Raw genomic sequence first — 2,600 nt, 5'->3', positions numbered from 1 at the left:
GTGTGACTTGTTCCGCTATAACCGAACAACTCGGGAAAAGCGGGGACTTAATTAAATAAGTCCAACTTTGCGACCGAGAATTGGAAAGAGGGAACCATGTATCCTGAAACAATTCCGTTAATCTCCTGCGTGCGTGACACGGACAGCGTGTTGGGTATGAAGCACAGGTGAAGTCGGCAAAAGGGAAGCTAAAGCCACTCCTTTGAGAAGGTATGCTAACTGATATGCCGGATGGCTGAAAAGCGGACTATGGTGAGAATGGTTTTAAAACCTGACGAACCTCCGAATGTACGGGTCTAAATTCATAACATATGGAAACATATGTACTGACAAAAGTCAGGGTGGATAGCGTAGAGTACGACTGTAGTCTAGGAAACACGCTATATCGAACAATGGCGATATCAAGTCCACAGGCTCAAAGGAGGCACCTAAGGTCTAGCAAGCATAGCTAGGTCTCAAGGTACAAGGAAAGCAAGGAACGTCGTCTTAAAGGACTGTCATCCTAGACGTTTACTATAAGGCAGAAACTTTGCTGAAATGTACTAATCCTTGTGAGAGTAGAGGCACGACCAATGAAGCGGCTGTAATGGCTGTGGAGGAACAGCCTCAAGTCTTTTTAGATAATAAACAATTTTTCCGAAAAGTGAATTGCACCGATCAGGTAAGAACGTGGGGAATCACCGTAAGGAGGTGAAGCCACAGTGCAAACTCTTCGATACTGGGATTACTATGACATGACGAGTACCTTCACTGATTTACACGAAAGAGCACTAGCTAGGAAGAAGTTTGATAATCTATACGGACTTATAAACTCAAGTCAAAACATTCTCCTAGCCTTTCGAACAATTAAATCAAACAAAGGCTCACAAACACCTGGAACAGACGGCAAAACGATAGAGGATATAAAGACACTAACAGAAGAAGACATTGTGAATCACGTAAGAAACAAGCTGTTGAATTATCAGCCCAAAAAGGTTAGACGAGTCTATATACCAAAACCTAACGGAAAGAAAAGGCCACTAGGTATTCCATGTATAGTTGACAGAATTATTCAGCAATGTTTTAAACAAATCATTGAACCCATTGCGGAAGCCTACTTCTATAAACACAGTTATGGATTCAGACCTGTAAGATCAACGCATAACGCTTTAGCAAGAGTACAACACCTCATAAACCAGGTGAACCTTCATTATGTTGTTGATGTAGACATTCAGGGATTCTTTGATAATGTCAACCACACATTGCTTCTGAAACAAATATGGAATATGGGTATTAGAGACAAAAGAGTACTTCGAATCATCAGCAAAATGCTTAAAGCTGAAATTGAAGGTGAAGGAATCCCGTTGAAAGGAACACCACAAGGTGGAATCCTATCTCCGCTCCTGTCAAATATAGTACTCAACGACCTGGATCATTGGGTAGCAGGACAATGGATCAACTTCAAAACTCAACATGTCTATGCAGGAGACTTCCACAGGATCAGAGCACTTAAGAAAACCAATCTTAAAGAGGGATACATCGTGCGATATGCCGATGACTTTAAAATTCTTTGTCGGGATTGGAGATCGGCTCAAAAGTGGTATCACGCTGTGAAACTCTATCTTAGAGACCGTCTCAAACTTGATATCTCACCTGAGAAATCACAAATTGTAAACCTTAGGAAACGTAAATCTGATTTCCTAGGCTTCACAATATGGGCCGAGAAAAAAGGAAAAAGAAGAGTCGCCTATACGGGTATAAACGAGAAGAAGAAAGCAGAAATCAAGAAACAAGCAAGAGAACGCATAAAGATTCTGCACAAGTCACCAATTACTCAAAATGCCCTTCTTTTCAATAGCTTTGTACTTGGTTTACACAATTACTTCTCACGTGCAACACATGTTAGTGTGGAATTCTCACGACTTGCTTATGATCTGAAGGCATTCACATACAATCGTCTCAAAGTAATTGGTAAGTACCAATATCCTGATAATGCCCCACCAACCTACAAAAAGTTCTACAAGAACAGGTATAGAACTTTTAAGGTCGCAGGAGTATATCTCTTCCCTTTCAGGGATGTAAAAACGGTAAATAACTTATGCTTTCAGCAAACGTTAAATCCGTATACACCAGAAGGAAGAAAAAGACTCCATAAGGAACTAAACATGGATATTCGATATGAACTAATTAAGCTAATGCAGTCAAACATACCGTATCGTAGCGTTGAATATTTGGATAACAGACTGAGTAGATACAGTATGCAGGCTGGAAAATGCGAGATTTCCGGCATCTTTCTAACTGCTGATTACGTGCATTGTCATCACCTTCTGCCACTTCACTTAGGTGGGGCAGACGAGTATAGCAATCTACGTATCCTACACAAAGATATCCACAAGCTCGTTCATGCTACAAAATTAGAGACGATTGCTAAACTCATGTCGCCCTTTGGATTTTCAGACTCTACGATTCTGAAAATCAATCAGTACCGAAAAATGAGTAACTTGGAACCTATTGTAATGAAAATCTAAAAAGATGGAGCGCCGTGTGCGATGAAAGTCGCACGCACGGTGCGGAGAAGGGGAAAAGGCGGTGATCATATCAAATCCTTACCTATTTCTATT

At 40.8% G+C, this 2,600-nt stretch carries 1 protein-coding gene; it reads left to right on the top strand.

Annotation, left to right across the window (positions count from 1 at the left end; translation table 11 throughout):
• Nucleotides 1-701: 701 nt before the first annotated feature.
• Nucleotides 702-2,507: a group II intron reverse transcriptase/maturase gene (gene ltrA / locus ACFVQB_RS34280; protein ID WP_379449851.1), complete on the top strand. Its 1,806-nt coding sequence runs from the start codon at nt 702-704 to the stop codon at nt 2,505-2,507.
• Nucleotides 2,508-2,600 lie beyond the last annotated feature (93 nt).

The organism is Paenibacillus sp. NPDC057886 (assembly GCF_042796655.1).
In the GTDB taxonomy this organism is placed as follows: domain Bacteria; phylum Bacillota; class Bacilli; order Paenibacillales; family Paenibacillaceae; genus Paenibacillus.
The sequence above is the reverse complement of the archived record's forward strand: the minus strand, read 5'-3'. Positions and strand labels throughout refer to the sequence as shown.